Genomic DNA, 23,740 nt, shown 5'->3' on the forward strand with positions numbered 1-23,740 from the left:
TATTAATTACTAATTGGCTGCTTGTTACTTTATTACGATTTGGTATTCTTTAAATCCTGCTTCTTTTTATCTCTACATTTTCGGCAACCCCTCCCCTTTCTCGCTGGAACATCAGATCTATTAAAGAGATAATCATCCCATTCATTTCCGCATTCTAGGCATTTCCACCATACCTTCTTTCTCATTCCTGGAGTAACGCCATATGGTGTTAACACTCCGTTTTTGTAGGGGTGCCACTCCTGAGCAAGTTGAGGTGCTTTTATTGCCAGACTTTTCTCATTGGTTACATTCCTAAAATTACATTTTGGACACTTCTTTCCATAATGTCGAGCTTTTATCTCCTCTGCCCATTCGTGACCGCATTTTCCCAACCACCAGACAGTTTCCGCAGAGGTTACTAAGAAGTTATCTGGAGATTGAATGCCATTTTTCGTTGGGTGCCATTCGGCAGCGAGTTCGAGGTTATGCTGGGAAAGGGGTTTGTATGGTCCTCGCACAGTCCCAATTTTGCAATATGGACACCACCTCCCGCTTTGAATATTCGTAGGCGACATTGAGAAACAATGTCCATTTATACACTCCCATTCAAGAGGGGTGTGAGCATCTTCAAATATATTTGATAGGCAGTTACCTCCGTTTGACTCTGCGATTTTAGCGTATCGTTCCAACATTTGATCGTTAAACCGAAAATCTTCCATGTTGATGGTATTAGTAATTAGCTTAATTCCATATTTCAACAATTCCCTTTGAATTAGAGCTATTTTTTCTTTTTCGGAATTAACAAAATAAGGAATAATAATCAGTTTAATGCCATTCTCAATGCAAAGTGATTCTTTGATTTTATCAGTTTCCTTGCGAAGTTCTAAATCAGATTTATTCGCATGCCAGTGCTTTATATACTCATAGTGCTGTCTGCCGTGATATTCGAAACCTATTTTTAGTTCATCATTATATCCATCCATCTCATATAGTTGATTGAAAACCTGCCGATTTTTTGGAAAGCTCTTGCCCGTAAAGGTTTGTAAAATAAACCTGCACTTTTCTTCATTAATATTGATCTGGCAATGCGGACACCAGCTCTCGCGATTTTTGATGCTATCCGGCGTCGCTGTCCATGGGGGATGTCCTTTTGCACACTGCCAGACTAACTCTGTCCTAGCATTTAAATATATATCGGAAAGACATTTACCACCGCGATCTTCAGCTAAAGCTTGCATTTCACCAAGAGAACCCCTTAATTTATCGGCTGTTTCCTTGTGCGAACATAATCTACACCATGTTTCTTCAGTTCGAATTTTGTTTGCATTAAGCGGAAATAGATGTCCCAATCTGCATACGAAGTCAAGTGGTTTATGCGCATTAACATATAATTTTGATAAACAATTGCCACCTCTGTACTCTGCGTATGCTTTCATTTCAAGTAATGAGTCTTCCCTATACTTTTGTTCTTGATCTTCTTTACATTTAGGACACCCAGCAATTCGCCCTTTTCGATACCTTGCGAAAGGGCTTTGATCCCATTCATGTGAACAGACATGACAAAGCCACCAAATACTTCGAGTCGATCCATAAGTAATGTCGTGTGGGGTTAATTCATCGTTTTTAGTTGGATGCCACTCTATACAAAGTAGTGGGCATACGACGGCAATCGTATTTTCTGCTTTTATATTAGAACTAGCTTTACTGATATCGGTTACCCCCAACTTAAAATCTGGTTGGAAATTGTATGATGTCCTTCGATGAAGCCTTCACAAAACAAAGGCATTCCACTCCTTAGCTTTTCATGTTTTTTTAGATTTTGTACTTACAAAGAAGTCGTCTTCAGTAGCCCTATTAGCTTTTGCAGCATCAACCAGCAGACCAATTTGATTCATTAAAGTTATTCTTAACTGCTCCTTGTATCATTCAGTGAAGAGTCCCTAAATTCTTCATCAGTTTTGCTTAATGTATTGCCTATTGATAAGTTAATAACTAGATCTGCATATCGATCAAAAGGAGTAGGGTCGTTGTTGACTATAACTAATTTTGCACCGCGAGATTTGGCTTGCTTAGGAAATTGGTTAGCAGGGCTTACCTGCAAGGAAGACCCCAATACAATTAAAAGGTCGACACCTTCTAAAAGATTATCAGCAAGCTGAAGTGATGCTTTTGAAAGCATCTCGCCGAATAGTACAACATTTGGTCTAATGAATCCTCCGCAGCTGCACGAAGTCATTTCTTGAGGCTTTAGATAAATATGAGATTCATATTGCTTATTACAGCTCATGCAACGCAGTGTTCCAAGATCACCGTGAAGTTTTGCAATTCGACTAGTGCCAGCTTGCTCATGATAATTTTCCACATTCTGCGTAATGACCCCTTTAATCAATCCTTTACTTTCCCAGCTTGCGAGAATACGATGTCCATCATTCGGTTGATGTGTAGACATCTCTTGAATACGCCACTGATAAAACTTAATAAATTCTGAACGGTTCGAATCGATGGCTTCAATATCCGCGAGCTCAATTGGGTTTAGGTTATTCCATAAACCTCGGTCTGCCGATCTAAAGTCTTGCAGCCCACTCTCCGTCGACATTCCAGCCCCTGAGAATATAACTGTCGAGTTGGATTTCAAAAGAAACTTTGATAGCAAGATACTCACCCCTTTAATACAATCTTTAATGATTCTATTGCCTGATTCATTAAATTCGGCTCTGTTCTCCATCTTCGCGGATGTGAATAACGTCCTTTGTCGTCAACAGCACATATACGATGTTCTATCTCCTCTGACCAGGTAAGAACTTGCTGTAACTTCTCTTCAAACACTCCATCCACGAAACCCATGATGACGAATTTCGATTTATTACACTCATCCAGAAATAATTCTCGAGAATGAGTTATAGGATCCTCAAGCAACTGATGTCTTACGCATGGAAGGACTTGTTTAGCTCGTTCATGGTATTCCTCTGCCTTCTCACCGTCTGGTTGACGGACATTTGAAAGGTTATATACTCGCAAAATTCCGTTCGGTTTAAGAAGTCCTGCCGATTCGTACCCACATCTTATTACCCTAATAACATTCTGCATAGATAAGTCAGGGTAATCGTTTGCTATAAAAGTATCCGATGAACCTTCTCCTAATTTGAATGCATTCCACCCTGTTGTTTTATTAAATTCAAACTTTCCAGGATTAGTCATGACTACGATTCCAAGAAGGTCTGTGGAGTCTCCGAACTGAATTTCAGTAGAGTGTCGCAATAACAAGACTTCACTATCATGAATTAATCGAATCATTGAAGCTTTAACCTGCTCCGGATATACCCTCGTCATTTGCGCTCCCTCACAATCAGAAACTTATTACACCAAATTATGGACATGGTTATGAGTATTCAATTGCGACAATTATATTCAATATTGATACACTCTTAATACCCATCTGTTACGTAATTACAAGCCATAAAATGAAAATCTCCATTCACCAATATCCAACCTATAGAAAAAGCCAAGCTGTCTATGTGCAGCTTAGCTTCTTTTTAGCCCAATTCTGAAAGTGAAATATATGCCACTGGGTTTCCCGATCCAAATTTCTTTAACAATTGTCCTTCTGAAACTTGGAGTTTATTGAGGAATTCGGAGGTAGCCTCAACGCCTTCAAAGAATTATCCTCTCCTTCTTCTACAATACCCCATTTTGAAGGCTGGAAGGCACATTCCACCTTACCTCGGTTGATACCTACTGCATACCGTATAGATTCTATGCGTCTTTTGCTCATTTTCCAATGCTTTCGTGTGGCTTCGTAATGATCCTTGCCATCTTTGAGACCATTATGAATTTTGAATAATACGATTTCTTCTTTCATTTACGATTTCTCCTTTGGCTTACGTTTAATTACAGCTTCCAGATTCCTGCTGCTATCCCAGCCAATTTTTCAGTCCGTTCCTCGATAGAAGTAATATCCCATTTCGAGTAATCCGTTAGTTGTTTGGTCATTAAGATAGATGATTTCTCGTAATTTTTCTTCTTTTCTTCAAATGGATTATTCGATGCAGATATATTTAAGTTTGATCCAAGCAGAGTCAGATTCCCAATTTTATTTACATGAACATCATGTTGATGGGAGTCTTTCCCTAAATAACTCTCCCAATCCCCGTACTCTTTTTTGCTACTTTTAGATTTAATCGTTTTCGGCATTATATGCTCAATATGGACAAGAGATCGGTTTGCAATGATTTTTTCTTTACTGAAGTTTACATGATAATCCTCAAACCGCTCCAATATATACTTGCACTGGTCATCTTGTCTGAAATTCTTTGATTTAAAGTTTGCAATGAAATCCATGTCTGAAGGGATATAATCCGTTCTAGTCAGTATCCCTTTTACATATTCCACGCAACTCTCGTCAACAGGAGTGTTAATCGCCAATTGATTAAATATTGGGTCAAGATTATTCGTGGACCAACTGCAAATGGCTCTTCTCAGTGCAAATGTCTCAATTAGGTTAAGGACTGTCACAACCTGTTGATCATCGACCTTATTTTTAAGTAATTTTAACAATAATGTATAGCTTGTTGCTGCACCAATTGCATTAATAGCTTTTAACTTTTCATTTACTGATGGATACTTTGTTGTGGCAGTGCAAATCTGACTATAAACAACCGCGTATTCTTTCAATTCATCAACTAATTCCACAATGGAATTTGTGTTATCAACCAAGGTTTTGTAACGATCATACAATTTATTAAACGAAAATACTCCTTCTGCTTTCGACAATAATACTTGTCTGAAGAAACGAAGATGATCCAACTGACCAACAAGCTCTACAATTTCATCCCATGTCTCTACGATAGCGTCAAGTTCATCTTCAGAAGTACGTGCGGCTTTACTTAAGATATAATTTTTTATCAAGTCTGCCGCCGATAGGGATAAGCCTCGGTCATTTAAGGTTTCAAACAATCGAAATGCATCCTTGTGAGACATGACCTGAATCAGAACTACCTTCAATGAGCCAATGATTGTCTTAGCTATTTCAACCAGGTCATTTTGCTCTGAAAATTGAGCTTTAAAAAATTGATATGCCGAATACATATTAGAATTTATCAAATCTCTTATTTTCCGATCAATAATCGTTGCGAAGTCATCTCTGTCCAGTTTTCCTGGAATAAGTTTAGGTAAGTTTTTGTTGAACATCGTTGAACAATGCATATATCCATGAAGAGCTTCTCCTATGGATAATTCCTGTTCCCCCCCATGCTGAATCAAACTGTCACGCAATGCAGCAATTAATAATGATAGTGTTGTTAATCGTTGCTGTCCGTCAACCACTTCAAATTGATTAATCTCAATATTATGCTGAGGATTAATTACAACAATGGAACCCAGGAAATGATCCTCGCCTACCTCTATGTTTTGAATGTCATTCCACAAATCCATCCATTGATCTTTACCCCAAAGATATCTTCTCTGGTAAACAGGGACAATAAACTGCTCATTCCCAACTGAGAATAAACGCATAACTGACATTTCATTCGCTTCAATAGTTTTCTTCAATGAACTTAACCTCTCTCTAGTTCCATAGTAATAGATTAATACTTTCATTCGACACTGTTACCTATAAAACCTTTCATATTTGGAAAATCCAAGCGTATACATGATATGAGAGACTCATCGTAAATGTAGGAGACATTTAGAGCCAATACCTGATGTACCACTCGAAATAAGGCAGCAGAGATAATTTGTTCGAGGTACATGAGTATGATTATGATATTTCTCTTATTCGATATTACTTAACTAAGGACTTGGTAAAGATTTGTACCTGTTTGTGTTCGAGAAGAAAGGTCCTGAGTGGAAGATCATGGACAAATCATGGGAAAGCATCCGCGACCAGCTTGCTTATTCGCGAGTTAACGGCGGATTTCCATATTGTGTTGTGAAAGACGGAGATTACATGCGAAATGGTAAAATTTACTTGTTACATCAGTTTGAAGGCGTTGAGCTCGATTTGAAGTATTTGGACCGGACGCTGCCTTATGGTTATCAATTATGGGGGAAGACAATCCATTTGGAGACGATTGTAGAGGATAATGGATTGGTATTTTCGTATGATGGAAAGAAAGTTAGTCGGAAATTTTCATGAGATATTAAGGAGTTTTAAATATTTGATTCACTTTTTATTTGCACTAACTTTCTTATAAATATAACCTTCATCAACTCAAGTTTATTTCTTTTCTATATTTTTCTCTAAGTCTCGTATTATCTACTACTATTGCGGTTATCATCTAAGCATAGAAAGGGTGCTTATCAATAACCAAGAAATCAGAAGGCAGAAAGTTTTCAGTGAAATCAGTAAGCTATATCCACGATGCAGAAGCTGCTCAAAAGTGGTTTGAAGTTTTAAGAGAAATTTTAAACGAAGAAATGTACAAAGCTCACTCAAAAAGGTCGGACAGCCAGCATAGAGATTAATAATGAAAAGGGGGAATTCAAATGGATAACAGGATAACAGTCGCTTATTATCGTAGCTCCTCTGAGCTGCAAGAAAACTCAATTGATATGCAAAAATACAAAGCTGAAAAAAAAGCAATTCAATTGAACTTACTGATCGAGAACGTATATATAGATGAGTTCGTCTCTGCACGTACGAACAAAATTTTTCAACGACCACAAATGAAAAATTTATACGATGATATTAAAAATGGCATCGTAGGTAAACTACTGGTTTACAAAAGAGACCGAATTGCGCGCCAATCAGTTGAGTATCTCCAATTTTATGAGCATTGTAAAAAATACAAAGTAGAAGTTATCTTTACTTCCGATATGGAGAAAGAACTGACTTTTGATTATATGGGCGAGTTTTTCGAACACATAATGGCAGGTTTCGTGGAATTGGAAGCAACCAATATCCACGAACGCTTAAATCAATCGAGAATCACTCGATTTTACAATAATGAATACGGAAGAAAAATGCCCTTTGGATATTCTTGGAACCCCACAACGAGAATAATTGAACTTAACGCCGCCGATTTATCCCTAGTACGAGAAATCTTTTACGAGGCAAAGTCAGGTAAATATAGCACTTTAAACGATTTACGCAAGCATCTCAATAGCAGCAACAAACTAAAAAAAGGCAAGCCGTGGTCAGTACAAGCCCTTGAAAAGTTGCTTCGACATCCACTCTATTGTGGCAACTATATCATGCACTTTTCAGGTAAAGAACACTCCAAATTTCATGAAGAACTGGCAATAATTTCGCTTGAAGCTTGGGAAGACGTTCAGGAAATGGTTGAGGATATGATGCAGCGGCGAGACAGTAAAAAAGCTGAGGACCCTTACCTCCTTCACAATTTACTATCGTGTAGTATCTGCCAAAAACCGCTGACCTCTAAAGTTATTGCAGATGAGACTGGTCAAGAGAATAAGATTTATGGCTGTGCTAAACATGATATTTCACTTATTAAGGAAAATGTTGAAGATTTCGTTATAAAGCACATTTTATCTTATGTAGTCTCATTAGCTAGTACGAACTGGAGTAAATTATTCAATAAACAAAATAAAAATGAAGTTAAATCAAAAAAAGTAACAGCCAAAAATGAACAACAAGAGCTAAAGCGTCTTCGTTCGAATATTTTTAGGCAAGCAGATATTCTATTAGGCAATCCGGAAACTTCTATAAAAAATGAAGTCGAACTCAACTTACTGGCTCTTCATGGAGATTTAGCAAGCCAACGGGAAAAATATGACGATTCCCTTCGTTCATTAAACACCGCTCTTAATTTTTCTGAACAGGTTAAAGAAGATTTAGCGCAACTCAAGAATGAAGAAATTATTAACTATCTACAAAAATACTCAAAAACCCATTTACGCGCACTAATTGAAAATGTTCTAACTATCGTCAAAGTTAATCCAAACAGAGAATTTGATTTTGTTTACAAATATCCCTACTCATTGAAAGGAGATTCTGTATGATAAATATTAAACCAGGGAGCAAATGCGCATTATATGGTCGCGTTTCCACAAATAAACAAGATGTTGAAAATCAACAAAAAAGTATTGAAGAATTTGTTAATAGATATTCGTGCATCATCACAGATGAGTATCTCGACGAAGCCGTTTCTGCTTTTAAACGAAAATTAACCGATAGAAAAAACCTGATCAAACTGCTCAACGATATTCCTACAAAAAAGTTCGATTGTATTCTCATCTTTGAGAGAAGCAGAGTTGCCCGAAATGCGCTTGAACATTCTGAACTTCGAACATTTTTTAAACATGCCAATATCCCAGTAATCATCGTTTCAACTGAAAGTTACTACGACTCCGGTGATTCATTTACGGATCTAATTAAAGATGCCACGACAAAGCTAGAGGTAGCGCAAACCAGCGATAGAACAAGAAGCGTTCATGAGTCATTGACCAAAAAAGGTAAATTACTTGGCGGAATTCCTCCTTTTGGATATAGATACAACGACAAAAAATATTTAGTCGATCCTCAGGAGTCTTTAATGCTTCAGCAGGTCTTTGACTTGTATAAGAAAGGGCTTGGTTTTGATTCATTAGCGAAAAAGATGCCGGAGAAAAGTTACCGAGGCGAGAATTGGCATGATTATCATGTAAAGGCAATTATCACAAACCCTATTTATACAGGTAAAGCAGCGATGCATATTAGAAATAAATATTCTCGAGCTAGCATCAATGACAGGAAACTTTGGGTTACAGGTGAGAGCCCTAATGTACCTCCACTTATTTCTCAGGAAGATTGGGAGTATTGCTTTCAATTGTATTTAATGCGGCGAGAGGGGGTCATAAATCCAAAGGAGAATACAACCAATTTCTTCTTCAAAAACTTAATTTATTGTAAGGCTTGTAATACTCCACTAAATACGAAAGATCAACGAACCACCGATAAGAAGACCGGAAAGAAATATGGTGCAAGGGTATATCTTTGCGATTGTGGCATGAGAGTCGACGCTGAGGATGCACATCATTACGTTCTGTATTATGTTGTTAATAAAATGATCGTAGATGGTGTATACGGGTCATCACAACAAATTCATAATGAAATAATCAAAGGAAATCAAACTGATATTGAGAAAATTGAAAAGCAGATATATTTGCTAAAAGTAAATATCCAAGAAAATGAAAAAAAGTACCTGAAAATTAAAACCAAAATCGACGGGCTTCTAAATCAGGCACAAAGAATACAAGATAATATCGCAATAAGAAAAAGGGAGTTATTTGAGAAGGGCATGAAATCCGACAGCGTGAATGATGATCAAATGGTTGTTCAGTTAAATTCTCGCAATTACGATCTTGAAAAGATTCTATCCGTTTTTCAACATTATCTATTAGAAACAGTTCAGGAAAACGAGCAAATTAACACTTTGATTACGGAACGTGCTGAGCAAGTAGATTTTATCAAACATGTTCTTTCGAACTTTAAGCTTTGGGATGAGCTCTTCAAGCATTTTATGAGAATTGAGGACTCAGAAAGTTTTAATTTGCGTCGATTATTATCATTTTTTATTGAACGAATTGAAGTGGAGAACGATCCACGCGAGGAAAATAAGGTATCTTTTGAAATTAGGGCAAAAGTTAACCTTGAAACGGAGCGATTTGTTGAAATTGACTTTAGAGCTAAGCCGGAAGATTACCCTGACTTTGATGATAAAGATGAACAGGTTAGTTAACTCGCTACGCCATCAAATTTTCAATAATCATCTGACGGTAAACAAAACATAAAATTAAAACAGTGATAAACGTAGACGAGAAATTCAAGTCAAGGGATATCACTGTTTCAATGAATGTTTATTCTTAATAAAGTAGATAGCATGCCGAGTATACCCGACAGCTGTTCGGACGATTATTTTTGGGGATGTGTAATTCGGACAATAAATAAAGCTTCCCAAAAAGGACTATAATCTAGTCCGAAACGAACCCCAGGATTTTCTTCACGAAAGCGTTTCTCAATACTCTTTCCATACTTTTCAATGACAGCCTGCAACTCGTTTAAAGCAGCGGTAGCCTCTTCAATGTATGGATGACCTTTATCCATACGCCATCCGTCATTCCAGATAGCCATTCCTTCGCTATCCAAAGCGTTCAATGTGGCGTTGTCATCTTCGTCTGCTATAAAACCGGGGTCGAACATACCAGCTTTTCTGTTATAGTACAAGACACTTACCGCAATACGCCTAAGCGGACGAAGAGCGTCTTTAACTTTTTCTACTAAGTCCATGAACGTCTCCCATTCGTCCATTTTTTCGTAGTCCATCTGCTTAACCTCTTCAGCATCTTTCATTTGTCTTAGCTTATTGTTCTCTTCTCGTAAATTCTTCTCATCTACTTCTGCCAATTCATATGCCTCTTTGTAACGTCCCACATCACTTCGCAATTGCTTTACCAATGCAGGTGTTACGACCTCGCGTTCGTTCATGGCTTTGATAAACGGTAGTAACTTATCTTTGCGGAAATCACGTGCACGTGAGATGAAACGTGTAGAGTTGGCACCTGAGCCTATCTTCCGATCATTAATGGCATCGAATAACTGAGATAGACCTTTCTCAGAATCAAGCTGAATTGTTTGCAACCAACGGCGGTACGGAGTAGCATCTAACGCAGTATAATCGAGTGGTGCCACAATTAATGGAAGCAAATTGGCGACATTTACCCAAGCAGCACCAAGTTCACAAATGCAAAATGCACTCTCCAAATAACTTGGAGTAATAATCGGCATGATTAATGTAGATTCATGCATCGCTTGACGGATCTGTTCGATCCAGTTACCACCCGCTGTAAGCTGCTCGTCCGAGGTGTTAAAAAAGTTTTCCCGCGTAAGATTAAATTGCGATTGAATCATATCCATTAAAGCATTAACCATCTCCGAATCAGCGGAGGCATGACTTATAAAAATCTTCGACACTCAAAACCAACTCCCAAATTATGTTCTCATCCTATTTATACCAATTTGGCGGATTTTGTCAAACACAAAAAGAGCTGCTTAACAGCTCCTAAATTAATACATTCACAAAGTGTTCCAGTGGGATCAGCAGTTCCTTATCATTTTAGCGATGCTTGCGAGCTGTATGGATGCATTTCATTCTGCCTCTCGATAGGTAAAGCTGATTAGCTACACTTATTTTTTGTTTAGTATTACTCAGAGAGGTGTACTATTCCTATTCACTTCTAAGCTTTAAAATTACTGTGTTGTTTTATTTATCGAATCTCGGTTTTTAGGTAATAATTTGCTTAATTCTCTCGGTAATTAGATAGTACCGGGATCCCGGTACTATCTAATTACCGAGAGAATATTGCATTAATAACGCCATTACAACTGAATTTTATGATTTTATCACGACGAAAGTAGTGACAGAATAATTAAGCTCGGTTATTGGGTTAGCCGTTTCACATATTTCTCGGCAATTAGGTAATTCACATTATCATTTAATTTTATCACAGTAAAACTTATTAGGAAAAGCAAATCAAGTCGTGATAAATTAATATCACGACTTTTTATTTAATACCAACAACCGTCAGATGTGTAATGATACCATTCGTGTTGATAATACACATTTACAGTCTTCTCTTGTTTATCCCATTGCACCCTTTTGATTTTTTCAACCGCATACAATGGTTTATAATCCAATCCGTGTGCTTGAGAATGTAATTTGTACGTACGCTCTAAAATTGTTTGTTGTTGAGGCGTTAATAAATCATAGCCTTCGACATCTCCTAGCTTCATCTGCCTTTTCAGCATCCTTTCAAAACATATTATAGCTGATAATTCCCACTATTTTGGAAATTTCATAAAAATACATGAAATGATAAAAAGAGCAGCTCACGCTGCCCTTTTTTATCCAGAGATAACCACACTATAACCTCTATCCGTTTTCTCAATCCGTGGAGCTGTCCAGACCTTTGTTTTAACAACGTTTATTCCCATCTCATGTTTAGCAGCCCAAAGCAATGAAGCTTTTTCCTTTATATGACTTTCCTCATTACTTACAATAACTCCGTCATTTTTACTGCTACTACGCCTTTCTTGTTCAAACCTCTCTAGCACGCCATCAATGACTTCATTTACTGTATTTCTCGCGGTCAGTAAATGAGTTAGGGTAGTTTCCCGTATCATACTACCCAACTCATTATTAATTTTAGAAGTGACATGTTTAAGTTCAAAACTACAATAGTTGACCCAAAAATCAGCATAAGCCGAATCGGGATCCGTTTGCATAATTGCCTGGATAATAATCATTTCAGCTTCATTATCAGTAAACTTTGCCTTTGCCAAGACGTTTTCTACTGCAACCTGCTTTTGGTCAAACGTGAGGGATTGATATACTTTGAACTTCGCCATCTTCTTTAGTGCTGTTGCGTGGTCAACCCCTATCTTGTCAGTATTTATCAATCGTTGAAGAAGTTCATTTTTATACTCTGTGCTGACATTCAAGTCGTGCCAAATAACGGCAAGCGCATCTTGGCTTTTTCGTAGCTCTTCAACCCGATCGCGCCAAAACTTTGGAATTACTATTGCCCTTCTTATCCTTTTTTGCGTAATCCTTGGAAGTTCATTAATGATATCGTTCACATTTTCGGAGTTTTCAACAAGTTTTTGAATTTCTATCGCAGTCATTCGCTTATTAGTTCGTTTCAGGCGTAGCCGAATTGAGTTGCGGTTTTCTTGAGACGTTTCCTTTCCATAAAGCCTACATGGTATGCTCTCAAATTCCATTGGATACCTTCTCATAATATGGTTACGCCGATACCCATCTAAAATAAAGAATTTTCCCTCAGCATTCGGTCCCTCAACTAATAGAGGGATTAGCACCCCTTCTTCCAATAGGCTTTGCTCCAGGCTCATACCATCGATGTGAATACTTCCATTAATATCACAAATCAATTGATCAAGTGACAATACCAACAGCTCATCATTTTCCAAAGGTACTCCTCCCTTCCCTCTTACCATTTCTTGTAATGAGTATACGACAGGCATAAATTGTCCTATTCAATCATATTTAGAGAGGACGAGTTCCTTTTCTCATTTTTTTTCGGTTAACCATATTAACCTGGTTAACCCCTGAATATATGCACTTTTTAAAGTTAACTTTAAAATCGAAGGAGTTGCCGCCGCTATGGCTGATCCCACTTTTGGAGTAAAGGTTACATCTGATTTCAAAGAGAAAGTTGAAGAATTGGTAAAAAAATCTGATTTTAAAACAACAAAAGAATGGTTTGAGCATTTGGTTGGAACGTACGAACTACAACTCCTGAAAGAGAATGTGGGGGCACAATCTTATATTGGAGACATAGAAGCAATTGAATCACTCACTTCACGCATTGTAATTATCTTAAAATCACTGGTGCAAAAAGCTACAGACAGTTTCCAGATCAGCCAGGATGAGTTTCAAGCATATAAAAGTAAAAGTGATCATGAAGCAAGTTTAGCTCATAGTCGAATCGATGAATTACAAACGGAGGTTTCTTTAAAACAAAAGGAAATTAAACAAATACATGACGATCAAAAAGAGATTCGTAAACAGGTGAGCCAACTTGAAGAATTGACGATTTCACGTAAGCAAGTCATTGAAGCTAAGGAAGCAGAAAATGACGATTTGAAGAAGCGGTTACTTGAACTCAGTCAAGGCGACCTTAGAAATGAAAATCAACGCTTACAAAACGAACTAAACCAGCTAAGGCATGAAATACAATTAAAAGAAATGGCATTTAACAATGAGATAGCACAAGAACGCGTTCGATCTGAAAATAACAAAGAACAAATTATTTTGCTTAAACAGCAAATTTCCGATTATCAACAGATGTTAACCGTTAGAAGACCTCCAGGTCGCCCCAAAAACGAACCCAACGAAACTTCATCTCTTACACGTGAACAAAAGGATCAACTTGAGTTAACTGATCAACTGGGTATTGCCGAGACGGAATAGTTAATAAAAGGGTGATGGGGAGAGCTATGAAAACCGATGCCTCCCCATCATTCAGCAATTTATTTTTGAAAAATGACCTCTGCTTGTCATAAATATAAGTACATTCTAATATACTTATATCGAGGTGATCGTTATTAGCAAATCAGGTGTAGTAGTCCAATTATTTCCGCGCAATCGAAAAACCAAGAAAATCAAGAATCATATCGGGGTCTATGCGATTGTAAATGCGGTAAATAATAAAGTATTTATCGGTTCAGGAGAATTAGAAAATCGCAAAGCAACACAGTGGAGTTTATTAAATGCTGGCAAACATTATAATAAACGCCTACAGCAAGAATGGAATCACTTTAAAGCTGAGAATTTCAGGTTCGTCACCCTTTTCGAAGCAAAAACCAATGAAGATTTAGATTTTTTGCAACAATGTGAAGAATATTGGATAACTTATACGATGGCTACTGATAAGAAGTACGGTTATAACATCTATAAAAAATCCTCGCTTTCGCACGAATTTCGGCTAAAAATTCAACCTATATGATTCGAGGTATGACGTGAATAAGCATTGGTATCTTATTGCTGGCGATTATGATGAAGCCATGATCGTTAATACAACACTTGAAATGGCAGAATTTTTAGCTGACGCTTATGTAGAAAAGCTCGAATACGAAATTTACCTCACCGACGATGTTCAACATGCACAAAAACTTATTGAGAGCCGTTCATCTCAACCACCGTATTTTCCAACCTACAAAAAACCAGCTGAGTAATTCAGCTGGTTTTATTTTTAATCATTGATTAACAACAGACTTCTTTCTTGTCTCCTTTTGAGATTAGCGACGCTATGACTGATTTGCACGTTTTTCTCAAACCTAAAATAAAACGAAAGGTTGGACCATGGGAATGAGATGATAATGGTCCAGCAAAATATAGCCCTCTTTCGCTTGATTCAAAGAATTCATCTAACTTTGGGAATTGATTGAAGCCTTCTTCACGAACGATACTACTTATCAAGTCCATAGTTAAGAAAGGGACACGGTCGAGGTTTATTCGAAATCCAGATGCTGAAATGACATGATCAACAACACGTTGTGTTCCATCAGACAAGAATAATTGAACTTTGTCATCAGTTGTTTGTTCTGTTCTGGCAATTGTAACACTGCCTGTTTCGGGTACTTTTCCATCTACATAAGATCTTAAAAAGTGCGCTACGCTGCCAGGTGATTGCCCCACTCCTCTTGCTTTTCTTCAAGAGGTAACCGAAAAAACACGTCCCCAAGATTCCGGATCTCAATTTCAGCTTCTCTGCTTCCCGCGTAATTAGCCGCATCTCTTCGATAAACAAGTTCGACATCGCTGCCTGCTAAATACAAGAGTGCAGCTGCCTCCCATGCGCTTTGTCCGCTTCCGACAACAGCTACATTTTTCCCTGAAAACCCTTTAAAGCTTGTATTGTATAGCCAGAGGTATGTGAAACAAGATGTGATGGCAGAGATTGAAACATGTCAGGCATATATTTGAAGTGCTCAACTCCTGTAGCAATAATGACATTCCTTGCTTTTAATATTTGCCCTTTTTCGGTTTCAATCAAGTATTCGTTGCCAGATTTGGACAGAGCGATTACCAGCTCAGGGGTAAATTCTACACCTGATTGAATTGCAAACCACATAGCGTAATCAACAAAGACGGGGCGCGGTAACGGAGAAACAAGCTCTACACCAGTTTCTATTGCAAATCGCTGAATGGTAAGCTCATCATTTGCATCCGAGAAGCTGCAAAACTCATGTGGTGTACGGATAAACATGTCTTGTGGCATTTGATTTTCCCAAAAATCCATGGGATATCCAAGCAGTTTGTATGTTAAATTGTTTGCAACCGCATGTGCGGCAAGTGAAATACCGTATGGACCGGCACCAATGATAATCAGTTCATACATAGGAATACCCCCTTGAAATTAAACTATTTACAGAAGCTTCTCCATCGCCATTACATCAACAAATTTGCCATCTAGGATACCTTGATTTTGAAATACGCCAACTTCGCGGTAACCCGCCTTCCGATACAAATTTTGACCTAAATTATTAAACGGAAAGGTAAAGAGTACGAACTTATAAAACTTATTTTCTTTGCCTATCTTCTCAAGTTCACCTAGCAATTGTCTTCCAGCGCCTCTGCCTCGATGGTCCCGGTGAATATAAATTGATAAATCACCCACGCCATCATAAGCGCATCTTGTACTGTATGGATTGATGGCAGCCCAACCAACTACGACTCCCTGCTCCTCAGCAACAAGCACTGCAAATCGACCCTGATGCTTAACAAACCACTCCTGCATGTATATTTCGTCTTTTGTTTCGGATTCCAACGTGGCTACGCGGTCTTCAATTCCTTGGTTATAAATCTGAAGAAGACTTACAATATCTGCTTCGGTAGCTCTTCGAATCAACAGCATGTGTTTTTATCCCTAAAATCAGTGAAATTTATGTTTGTCTTCGTTGATTCAGGAGTTGGACAACACACAGACGGCATGGGCATAACATGGTCTTCTGCTGCTTCAAATTCACTATCTTCTTTGGTATAAAACACTTCCCAAGGGTTTCCTTCAGGATCACTTACCCAAATTTTATCTTGAACAGCATAACAACAAGTCGTATCCATCTCATCAAAAGATACGAGACCTGCTTCTTGTAACCGCTGCTTAGCCGCGAGCACCTCTTCTGTGTTTTTCACTTGAAACCCAAAGTGGTTGAGCACACCCTTATTATCGTAATCACGGACGTTTAAAGAAAAGTGAAGAGCTGGTTGATCTAATTCGAACTTCGCATAATTCTCTTTTACTTTTGTTGGTTCTGCATTAAACAGCTTTTTGTAAAACGCCAAGGAATCTTCGAGGTTTCTTACGTTAATGGCAACATGCATTTTCATGTAAAACACACTCCTTTTGATTTTATCAATAATTGATATTTGCAACTATTAGTTAAAAATAAACTCCTCTTTACAGAGGAGGTGTACAACAATTGGGACTTAAACTCATCGCATCACTTAGAATTTGTAGACTTTCTAATACTTGTTCCCTTTTATCTTCCGGGACATTCTTAAAAATGCCGAGAACATATTCTTCCATGGTTTTGGCAATCTCGTTGTATTGCTCTTCTCCCTTTTCAGTAAGCGACAGAACGACATATCGTCTATCTTTAGGATCAGGAAGTCGATTTAAAAGATCGTTTTCAACAAGCTGTTGTACTTGACGACTAAGCGTGCTTGTATCGATACTCAACACGTCGGATAACTCATTTAAAGCGATTTCAGGACGTTTATAGAGCTCATAAATGATATGGCTTTGCACGACAGATATACCGCAGCACTGGGCACCATCTTTTTGAAGCAACCCGAATCGTCTGACAAGTAATTGAAGGACTTCACGTACGTTTACGTACTGTGGTAATTGTTTCATTATGATCACCTAAAATATTTATAACATACAATAGTTGATAATTGCAAGTATTTCATTTAACATTTAATTATTGAATATTGGAGGTGTCCAAATGAACACACATACTATTTGGATGGAATTCAATAAGGATCTAAAGAAGTATATACAAACACGGGTAAATAACAAATACGACGTGGAAGATATTTTGCAGGACGTTTTTAAAAAGGTACACAATTCAATCCATACACTCACTGATGAAGGCAAAATCCAAAGTTGGGTTTATCAAATAACACGGAATACGATCATCGATTATTACCGCGTAAGCGCAAAGAAAAAAAACATAGAAACTCATTTGGATTATAAAGAGGAATTCTCAGAGGAGGAAGTGCAGGAAAACAACCTGAACAAGGTTGTTAGCGGGTGGCTGAATTGTATTGTGCAAGAGTTGGATGAAAAGTATAGAGAAGCCATTCTGTTAACAGAATTAGGCAACTTCACTCAAAAGGAGCTCGCGGAGCGGCTTGGTATTTCGATTTCGGGAGCGAAATCGAGAGTTCAGCGCGGCAGGGAAAAGATCAAAGAACTGCTCCTGGCGTGTTGTCATATTGAACGAGATCGCCTTGGAAATGTTATCGATTTCGAGAGCAAATCATCAAATTGTAATTGCAGTGGATGTCACTCATAAAGTTTTGCGTCCTTTTTGAAATGCCTCCGTCTTAGTTGATGAATAAAAAATAAGGAGGCTGATTTAAATGACAGATGTAATTAAGGCAAACAATGACGGATGCTGCACAGATGATTGTTGTAAGGACGATTGCTGTGAACCGAACTGTTGCAATACTGAAGCTAAAAAGCCAACTGGCTGCTGTTAACAACAATTAGTAAAAATGAAGGTGTGATTTGAATGTTAAATGAATATGCTCTGGAAAAGTTGGCGGAAGCAAAAGCAAAAGAGATGGAACAATATTTCTATCAGAGTGATTTATGTAAAAAAACAAACATTCGCTTTAATTTGTCCTCGCTGTTTATAAAACAAGAAAAAGTTTGCTGTAGTTGTTAAGTTAATGAAGAAAAAGGTCATTTTGCTCAGTAAATTGACCTTCTTCTTCATTTGTGTGCTTTCTATTATTCAATTATCTTTTATTAAAAAACTGACAATTTGCCTTTACAAAGCGTTCACCATTCGTACCTAATACGTATTCATCATCATGAGATTGAATAATTACATTCTCGCCAACAAGCTCGCCTTGTAAAAAGATTGATATTGGTTGCTGAAATACCCGCATTCGTTCAAAGTCTGCGTGCACGTTGAGTTGCCGTTGTTTTAACATGAATAATCTCCATTAATGAAAAATGACATGAAACATTATTACATAAATAGGAAACTATTTACAATTCTACGGGTCAATCATTTCATCCTCAGTCCACTCTTTGCTTAACTCCGCTTTTATTACATCCTGATATAAGATCCATTCAGAGTCCTCATTTCCGTTAAATGGATCGACAGAATCCAAACGAAAGCTATCTCGTTGGCTTCGACTCACAATGCCGGTTAAAGTGCGCGTCTGAAACTCATCGTACAAAGTGAGTTGAATAATTTTTTTGTACATTTGGGATTGGCTCAACAATCCTGATATAAGCTGAACTTCTTGAAGATCAAGAACAGTGCGTGGAACCCGTTTATGTTCGCGCTGCTGAAGTCGGATAGATTCTTTAAATTCAGGTCCAATGAATCGAGAGGATTCCCATATACCATTCGATTGAAGTTTCTTACCCATTAATACCCACTCTCCAAATAGGAACATTTGTTTGTATTATATATCGAGGACGTAATGACTATGCAAGAGAAATTTTATTGTAATGAACATATATCGATATTGTTATTAGAGTAATTCCAAAAATTTATTAGTGGATTTTTTTCAGCTTACCCTAACTTTTCTGAAAATTGGGACACTGGCTTTCGAGCTATGGTAATATAAATCTTAAAATTGATCATGCATGTAAAGAGGGGAAGGTTTTAAAAATTGTTTGATAAAATAGTTGGATATATCAGCAATAAGAAATGGTTACTTATACTTATTGTTTTATTTTTCCCGTTTTTCTTAATACCTTTTGTTGCTTTTATTTTAAATTTATCTTTGATTTTAGGAAGCTTTCTTCCAGGCTGGATGATATTACTAAGGGGCGATACCGATGAATTAGTATCAGTTTCAACCTTTATTTACTATTACACATGCTTCTTGGCAATAGAAGTAACCGGGATTTTAAGTTATGCTGTCTATCAATTTAGCATTAAAAAAGAAAGTAATGATGTATATGAGAGAAATAAAGAACGGAGACTTAAACACGTACGAAAGATCGTCCTAATAAATGATGAATTACAGGAAAATCAAAAATTATATTTAAAAGAACGTGGAAATTCGAAATGGAGCTTTTATTCTGAAATGGAACATAATCATTTTAGAGTGCAATTTGCTTACCACATAGAAGGTCAAGAATTCAAATTGGCTCAATGGAGAGAATTAAAGGGTGATCTGAACATAATTCTAAGTGAAATCAATAATATTGATTTGTTTATTAAGATGGAGTACATCTATCTAGGGTTAAACGAAATTATAAGTCATCAAGATAAGAATGAATTGGATTTAACTTTATTCAAAAATTTGAACGAGACACTTCAAATCGTAAAGCAAGAGAACGAAAAGATAATAAATTATTTGTCTTACTACCAATAATTTTAGGATAACGCTACTCTAATTGATATCAAATCACAAAGGGCTTTCCCATGTCCGAGGAGACAAAGGAAAGCCCTTATTTGTAAAATTATTTAATAAACAACTTTTCTAATGCCTCACGTTGCGGAGGTTTAATATTCACTTTGGAACGAATTGATTTTGCCAAAGCTTCAGCCTCATCAATCGACTGACTCCTGCCAAGTGTAATTAATGTACCCACCGCTACTGCACCTGTTCTGCCACCACCACCAGCGCAATGAAAGCCTACCTTCTTCCCACTTTTATATGCTTCAACAACATGATTAATGGCTTGCTCGAATAATACGTCCTGTGGACCCTCGGCATTGTCGCCAAGTGGGACTTGAATCCATTGCACGTCAGCACTAGAGTAAGCACATTCTGTTGCTTCCCCACGTAGATCAACCACAACTTCTACACCTTCGTTTTTGACCATATCCTCAACGTCAGCCGCGCCACCAAAGAAGATTTTATCTTCAAATAGAGCTTGATAATTTTTAGTCATTTATAAACTCCTTATAATAACTGTTTTTTGAATGATGTGAACTCAACTGGTGTTGGCACCGAAGGCGGCGCACAGCATAAAGACATATCACGTGCATCTCCAGCTGATTCGAACTCTGAGTCTTCTTTTGTATAGAAGATCTCCCAAGCGTTTCCATCAGGATCGTAGACCCAAACTTTGTCTTGGACCGCATAGCAGCAGGTTGTATTAATTTCGTCTATAGTCAGTAGATTACTTTGACGAAGTCGTTCACCCATAGCTAAAACTTCTTCCGTATCATTCACTTGAAACCCCAAGTGGTTCAGCACACCGTTTTTCTCAAAAGGTCGAACATTAAGAGAGAAATGAAGCATAGGTTCGTCAAGTTCAAACTTTGCATAGTTACCTTTAATTTTAGTTGGTTCGGTTCCAAAGAAAGCACGATAAAAATCTAAGGACTTGTGTAGATCAGAACAATTGACCGCTACATGCATCCGTTTAATCATGTTACTTTCCTTCTTTCACAAATTGCTCAATACGGTCTTTAATTGAATCGCGAACTTCACTGAACTTCGCAGTAATTTCTTCTTCAGTCCCCGTTGCCTTAGCCGGATCTTCGAAGCCCCAGTGCCACTTTACAACATTCTTGTTGGAGATAACGGGGCAATGCTCGTCTGCGTGTCCACAGAGCGTAATGACGTAATCAGCGCGGTTCAAAATTTCGGAATCAATGACATTGGATGTATGGTTAGAAATATCGATTCCTGTTTCTTTCATTGTTGCAACAGCACGTGGATTCAAACCATGCGCTTCTAATCCTGCGCTTTGTACTTCGTATTTATCACTACCTAATGCTCTTAAAAATCCGTCTGCGATTTGGCTGCGGCAAGAGTTCCCTGTACACAAAAAGTAAACTAACGGTTTATTGTTTTCCATGGTTTCATTTCTCCTTTTGGCTATTCAAGTATTAAGCTCCCTGATGCCCACTTTTAGTTTGTTTAGCTCCTAGAATTGCTTTTATGAGTATCGCGGCAACCACTACCAGGATTGCAATCAACACGATTAATAACCAGATATTCAAGCTTGTAGTATTAATGACGTGTAGCCAGAGATAAAGCCCTGTAAGTGTAATAAAGAGTGTTGGAACGGTCAGTATGATACCTGTCTTAAAATAATTGCCCCACGTAATTTTCACACCCTTCGTGGATAAAACGTGAAGCCATAAAAGTGTAGCGAGAGAACCAATCGGTGTAATTTTAGGTCCAAGATCGCTTCCGACGATGTTAGCATAAACTAATGCTTCTCGAATAATGCCGTCGGTGTTCGTTCCTTTGATTGCAAGGGCATCGATCATCACCGTCGGCATGTTATTCATGATGGAAGACAGAATCGCTGACAAGAAGCCCATACCTACCGTTGTAACAAACAATCCCTGTCCTGCCAAATTCTCAACAACTTTGCCCAAAGCATCGGTAAGACCAACGTTTTTAAGACCATACACAACCACATACATGCCGATGGAGAAGATTACAACAGCCCAGGGAGCATCTTTGATCACACGTTTTGTTTCGATTACCTTACTAGATCTAGCCATTAAAATGAAGACGAGTGCCACAACACCTGCGATGATGGACACTGGAATTTTAATAAATCCACTGCTCACATAAGCGACGAGTAGGATGCCTAGGATAACCCATGACATTCTGAATAGCTTAAGATCCTTGATGGCATCTGAAGGTCTTTTCAATTGTTTCATATCGTAACTCGTTGGGATATCTTTTCGGAAGAAAACGAACAAGACCACCAAACTTGCTCCAAGTGAAAATAGACTTGTTACAATCATCCGGCTTGCATAGGTAACAAAATCGATGCCGAAGAAGTCAGCTGACACGATATTGACTAAGTTACTTACAATTAGAGGCAAGGACGTTGTATCCGCAATAAATCCACTTGCCATGATGAACGGCAAAATCATTTTGTCGGGAAGCTTTAATGCTCGAACCATTGCCAAAACAATCGGGGTTAGAATGAGAGCTGCGCCGTCGTTGGCGAAAAATGCGGCAACTGCCGCGCCTAACAAAATGACGTAAACAAACATGAGTCTTCCGTTTCCTTTTGCAATACGAGCCATATGCAAGGCTGCCCATTCAAAAAATCCGATTTTGTCTAAAATCAAGGAGATGAGAATAATCGCTACAAAAGCGAGGGTGGCATTCCAAACGATGGATGTAACGGTCAACACGTCATGAAATGAAACTACTTGGAAGATGAGGGCAAGAATAGCTCCAGCAGACGCTGACCATCCAATATTAAGTCCCTTAGGCTGCCAAATAACAAAAGTTAATGTTAACAGAAAGATGATTACCGCTATGTAAGTCATGTTTTCCTCCTAATCACAACAATCAAGTTTTTCACAAGATGTGGATTCAACCTTTTCTTTCTGTGATGGAAGCTGATTGAATAAATCCGAAATGAACGGTTTATTTTCAATCGTAAGCGAATAGTAAACCCACTGTCCTTTTTTGGCTTCTTTGACCAATCCGCCATCCTTCAATTTGCGTATATGTTGACTAACATTTGGCTGACTCGTTTGTAGAATGTCAACAAGTTCAAAAACACAGAGTTCTCTTTCTTTAAGCAACAGAAGGATCGTTAATCTCGTCTTGTCACTTAAGAGTTTCAACGTCTCAACCATTTTTTCAATTTCAATCATCATTTAATCTCCTTTAAACCGGGTACATTCATGCCTTTAAGCAGATCGATCACTTTTTTCTCAATTTCATCCCTTGTTTTGCGGAGCGCTTCGAGGTTTCCTTCGCTGTGCTCTAAAGGATCAAGTATATTCCATTGTACATTAGTAATCCCAAAAGGAACGACAGGACAACGTTCAACTAAATTCTCACACAACTTAACAATAACATTGGAAGCTAAGAAGGTTTTCATGTCGATTTTCTTGGAAGCATGATCAGAGATATCAATGCCGACTTCTTTCATAACCGTAATTGTAAGAGGATGTATCTCACTTGCTTCTAACCCAGCACTTTCAGCGATAACATTATCATTCCCGTAATGCTTGGCAAATGCTTCTGCGATTTGACTTCTGCAACGATTTTGAATGCATAAGAAGTAGATACGAACTGGTTTTTTCAAATTATTCCCCCTCCAT

General features: G+C 37.9%; 30 protein-coding genes and 1 pseudogene. 9 read left to right on the forward strand and 22 right to left on the reverse strand.

The features are described 5' to 3' along the window. Positions 1 to 32 precede the first annotated feature (32 nt). From A8708_RS07895 to A8708_RS07915, 5 genes are all read right to left on the reverse strand, one after another. The gene (locus A8708_RS07895; protein WP_082927334.1) at positions 33 to 1,703 is read right to left on the reverse strand and encodes a zinc-ribbon domain-containing protein; all 1,671 of its coding nucleotides are present in this window, start codon (positions 1,701 to 1,703) and stop codon (positions 33 to 35) included. Between the two features lie 182 nt (positions 1,704 to 1,885). Then, complete coding sequence (locus tag A8708_RS07900) at positions 1,886 to 2,632, reverse strand: NAD-dependent deacylase (protein WP_068662934.1); 747 nt, start codon at positions 2,630 to 2,632, stop codon at positions 1,886 to 1,888. Between the two features lie 5 nt (positions 2,633 to 2,637). Next, positions 2,638 to 3,273, reverse strand: a complete 636-nt coding sequence (locus A8708_RS07905) for a hypothetical protein (protein WP_204787484.1) — start codon at positions 3,271 to 3,273, stop codon at positions 2,638 to 2,640. Between the two features lie 295 nt (positions 3,274 to 3,568). Beyond that, positions 3,569 to 3,838 carry a hypothetical protein gene (locus tag A8708_RS07910; RefSeq protein WP_239696587.1) on the reverse strand — a complete coding sequence of 90 codons (270 nt, stop codon included), beginning with the start codon at positions 3,836 to 3,838 and terminating at the stop codon, positions 3,569 to 3,571. Positions 3,839 to 3,867: 29 nt separating this feature from the next. Next, positions 3,868 to 5,574 carry a DUF262 domain-containing protein gene (locus A8708_RS07915; protein WP_082927335.1) on the reverse strand — a complete coding sequence of 569 codons (1,707 nt, stop codon included), beginning with the start codon at positions 5,572 to 5,574 and terminating at the stop codon, positions 3,868 to 3,870. Between the two features lie 128 nt (positions 5,575 to 5,702). On the opposite strand from A8708_RS07915, the pseudogene A8708_RS07920 reads away from it, so the two are divergent. The 3 genes and pseudogenes from A8708_RS07920 to A8708_RS07930 form a co-directional block, all read left to right on the forward strand. Then, a pseudogene (locus tag A8708_RS07920) lies at positions 5,703 to 6,112 on the forward strand (SpoVR family protein); the annotation flags it as partial. Between the two features lie 350 nt (positions 6,113 to 6,462). Next, the gene (locus tag A8708_RS07925; protein WP_068662938.1) at positions 6,463 to 7,941 is read left to right on the forward strand and encodes a recombinase family protein; all 1,479 of its coding nucleotides are present in this window, start codon (positions 6,463 to 6,465) and stop codon (positions 7,939 to 7,941) included. Then, complete coding sequence (locus A8708_RS07930) at positions 7,938 to 9,659, forward strand: recombinase family protein (RefSeq protein WP_068662939.1); 1,722 nt, start codon at positions 7,938 to 7,940, stop codon at positions 9,657 to 9,659. Before A8708_RS07925 ends, A8708_RS07930 begins: the two co-directional genes overlap by 4 nt. Positions 9,660 to 9,832: 173 nt before the next feature. Here A8708_RS07930 and A8708_RS07935 read toward each other — a convergent pair whose 3' ends face one another. From A8708_RS07935 to A8708_RS07945, 3 genes are all read right to left on the reverse strand, one after another. Next, on the reverse strand, positions 9,833 to 10,891 hold the full coding sequence (locus A8708_RS07935; protein ID WP_068662940.1) for a toll/interleukin-1 receptor domain-containing protein: 1,059 nt from the start codon (positions 10,889 to 10,891) through the stop codon (positions 9,833 to 9,835). Between the two features lie 594 nt (positions 10,892 to 11,485). Beyond that, positions 11,486 to 11,710 (reverse strand): hypothetical protein, encoded by a 225-nt coding sequence (locus A8708_RS07940; protein ID WP_068662941.1) that lies wholly within the window; start codon positions 11,708 to 11,710, stop codon positions 11,486 to 11,488. 111 nt (positions 11,711 to 11,821) lie between these two features. After that, complete coding sequence (locus tag A8708_RS07945) at positions 11,822 to 12,907, reverse strand: ParB N-terminal domain-containing protein (protein WP_068662942.1); 1,086 nt, start codon at positions 12,905 to 12,907, stop codon at positions 11,822 to 11,824. Positions 12,908 to 13,100: 193 nt separating this feature from the next. On the opposite strand from A8708_RS07945, the gene A8708_RS07950 reads away from it, so the two are divergent. From A8708_RS07950 to A8708_RS07960, 3 genes are all read left to right on the forward strand, one after another. Continuing rightward, the gene (locus A8708_RS07950) at positions 13,101 to 13,910 is read left to right on the forward strand and encodes a hypothetical protein (RefSeq protein WP_068662943.1); all 810 of its coding nucleotides are present in this window, start codon (positions 13,101 to 13,103) and stop codon (positions 13,908 to 13,910) included. A 124-nt stretch (positions 13,911 to 14,034) separates the two neighbouring features. Further along, a complete protein-coding gene (locus tag A8708_RS07955) occupies positions 14,035 to 14,445 on the forward strand; it encodes a GIY-YIG nuclease family protein (protein WP_068662944.1) in 411 nt (136 codons plus the stop codon). A 13-nt stretch (positions 14,446 to 14,458) separates the two neighbouring features. Continuing rightward, entirely contained in the window at positions 14,459 to 14,674 is a 216-nt protein-coding gene (locus A8708_RS07960; RefSeq protein ID WP_068662945.1) for a hypothetical protein, read from the forward strand. A gap of 28 nt (positions 14,675 to 14,702) precedes the next feature. Here the strand turns inward: A8708_RS07960 and A8708_RS35775 are convergent, their stop codons facing one another. The 6 genes from A8708_RS35775 to A8708_RS07980 form a co-directional block, all read right to left on the reverse strand. Beyond that, positions 14,703 to 15,137, reverse strand: a complete 435-nt coding sequence (locus A8708_RS35775; RefSeq protein WP_167355858.1) for an NAD(P)/FAD-dependent oxidoreductase — start codon at positions 15,135 to 15,137, stop codon at positions 14,703 to 14,705. Next, positions 15,113 to 15,277, reverse strand: a complete 165-nt coding sequence (locus tag A8708_RS35295) for a hypothetical protein (protein ID WP_157264596.1) — start codon at positions 15,275 to 15,277, stop codon at positions 15,113 to 15,115. The genes A8708_RS35775 and A8708_RS35295 overlap by 25 nt, the downstream gene beginning before the upstream one ends. A 44-nt stretch (positions 15,278 to 15,321) precedes the next feature. Next, entirely contained in the window at positions 15,322 to 15,840 is a 519-nt protein-coding gene (locus A8708_RS07965) for an NAD(P)-binding domain-containing protein (protein WP_068662946.1), read from the reverse strand. Between the two features lie 27 nt (positions 15,841 to 15,867). Continuing rightward, entirely contained in the window at positions 15,868 to 16,356 is a 489-nt protein-coding gene (locus A8708_RS07970) for an arsinothricin resistance N-acetyltransferase ArsN1 family A (RefSeq protein ID WP_068662947.1), read from the reverse strand. After that, complete coding sequence (locus A8708_RS07975; protein ID WP_068662948.1) at positions 16,347 to 16,829, reverse strand: ArsI/CadI family heavy metal resistance metalloenzyme; 483 nt, start codon at positions 16,827 to 16,829, stop codon at positions 16,347 to 16,349. Before A8708_RS07975 ends, A8708_RS07970 begins: the two co-directional genes overlap by 10 nt. Positions 16,830 to 16,899: 70 nt before the next feature. Next, positions 16,900 to 17,358, reverse strand: coding sequence for a MarR family winged helix-turn-helix transcriptional regulator (locus A8708_RS07980; protein WP_068662949.1), 459 nt, complete (start codon positions 17,356 to 17,358; stop codon positions 16,900 to 16,902). Positions 17,359 to 17,449: 91 nt separating this feature from the next. Here A8708_RS07980 and sigZ point away from each other — a divergent pair, with 91 nt between their 5' ends. Further along, positions 17,450 to 18,022 (forward strand): RNA polymerase sigma factor SigZ, encoded by a 573-nt coding sequence (sigZ, locus tag A8708_RS07985; protein ID WP_068662950.1) that lies wholly within the window; start codon positions 17,450 to 17,452, stop codon positions 18,020 to 18,022. Positions 18,023 to 18,241: 219 nt separating this feature from the next. Further along, complete coding sequence (locus A8708_RS35300; protein WP_157264597.1) at positions 18,242 to 18,397, forward strand: hypothetical protein; 156 nt, start codon at positions 18,242 to 18,244, stop codon at positions 18,395 to 18,397. Between the two features lie 73 nt (positions 18,398 to 18,470). On the opposite strand, the gene A8708_RS07990 is transcribed toward A8708_RS35300, so the two are convergent. Together A8708_RS07990 and A8708_RS07995 are read right to left on the reverse strand one after the other, a co-directional pair. After that, positions 18,471 to 18,668, reverse strand: coding sequence for a hypothetical protein (locus A8708_RS07990; RefSeq protein ID WP_068662951.1), 198 nt, complete (start codon positions 18,666 to 18,668; stop codon positions 18,471 to 18,473). 66 nt (positions 18,669 to 18,734) lie between these two features. After that, positions 18,735 to 19,115, reverse strand: coding sequence for a YolD-like family protein (locus A8708_RS07995; RefSeq protein WP_068662952.1), 381 nt, complete (start codon positions 19,113 to 19,115; stop codon positions 18,735 to 18,737). A gap of 246 nt (positions 19,116 to 19,361) precedes the next feature. On the opposite strand from A8708_RS07995, the gene A8708_RS08000 reads away from it, so the two are divergent. After that, positions 19,362 to 20,072 (forward strand): hypothetical protein, encoded by a 711-nt coding sequence (locus A8708_RS08000; RefSeq protein WP_068662953.1) that lies wholly within the window; start codon positions 19,362 to 19,364, stop codon positions 20,070 to 20,072. 88 nt (positions 20,073 to 20,160) lie between these two features. Here the strand turns inward: A8708_RS08000 and A8708_RS08005 are convergent, their stop codons facing one another. The 6 genes from A8708_RS08005 to A8708_RS08030 are packed head-to-tail and all read right to left on the reverse strand — an operon-like array spanning position 20,161 to position 23,724. Further along, the gene (locus A8708_RS08005) at positions 20,161 to 20,595 is read right to left on the reverse strand and encodes a protein-tyrosine phosphatase family protein (RefSeq protein WP_068662954.1); all 435 of its coding nucleotides are present in this window, start codon (positions 20,593 to 20,595) and stop codon (positions 20,161 to 20,163) included. Positions 20,596 to 20,606: 11 nt separating this feature from the next. After that, entirely contained in the window at positions 20,607 to 21,080 is a 474-nt protein-coding gene (locus tag A8708_RS08010) for an ArsI/CadI family heavy metal resistance metalloenzyme (protein WP_068662955.1), read from the reverse strand. Position 21,081: 1 nt separating this feature from the next. After that, positions 21,082 to 21,510, reverse strand: coding sequence for an arsenate reductase (thioredoxin) (arsC, locus tag A8708_RS08015; protein WP_068662956.1), 429 nt, complete (start codon positions 21,508 to 21,510; stop codon positions 21,082 to 21,084). Positions 21,511 to 21,541: 31 nt separating this feature from the next. After that, entirely contained in the window at positions 21,542 to 22,954 is a 1,413-nt protein-coding gene (locus A8708_RS08020) for an arsenic transporter (protein WP_068662957.1), read from the reverse strand. Positions 22,955 to 22,963: 9 nt separating this feature from the next. Further along, on the reverse strand, positions 22,964 to 23,287 hold the full coding sequence (locus A8708_RS08025; protein ID WP_068662958.1) for an ArsR/SmtB family transcription factor: 324 nt from the start codon (positions 23,285 to 23,287) through the stop codon (positions 22,964 to 22,966). Beyond that, on the reverse strand, positions 23,287 to 23,724 hold the full coding sequence (locus tag A8708_RS08030) for an arsenate reductase ArsC (RefSeq protein WP_068662959.1): 438 nt from the start codon (positions 23,722 to 23,724) through the stop codon (positions 23,287 to 23,289). The genes A8708_RS08025 and A8708_RS08030 overlap by 1 nt, the downstream gene beginning before the upstream one ends. Between the last annotated feature and the right edge of the window lie 16 nt (positions 23,725 to 23,740).

It is taken from the genome of Paenibacillus oryzisoli (assembly GCF_001653565.1).
GTDB classification, from domain to species: domain Bacteria; phylum Bacillota; class Bacilli; order Paenibacillales; family NBRC-103111; genus Paenibacillus_E; species Paenibacillus_E oryzisoli.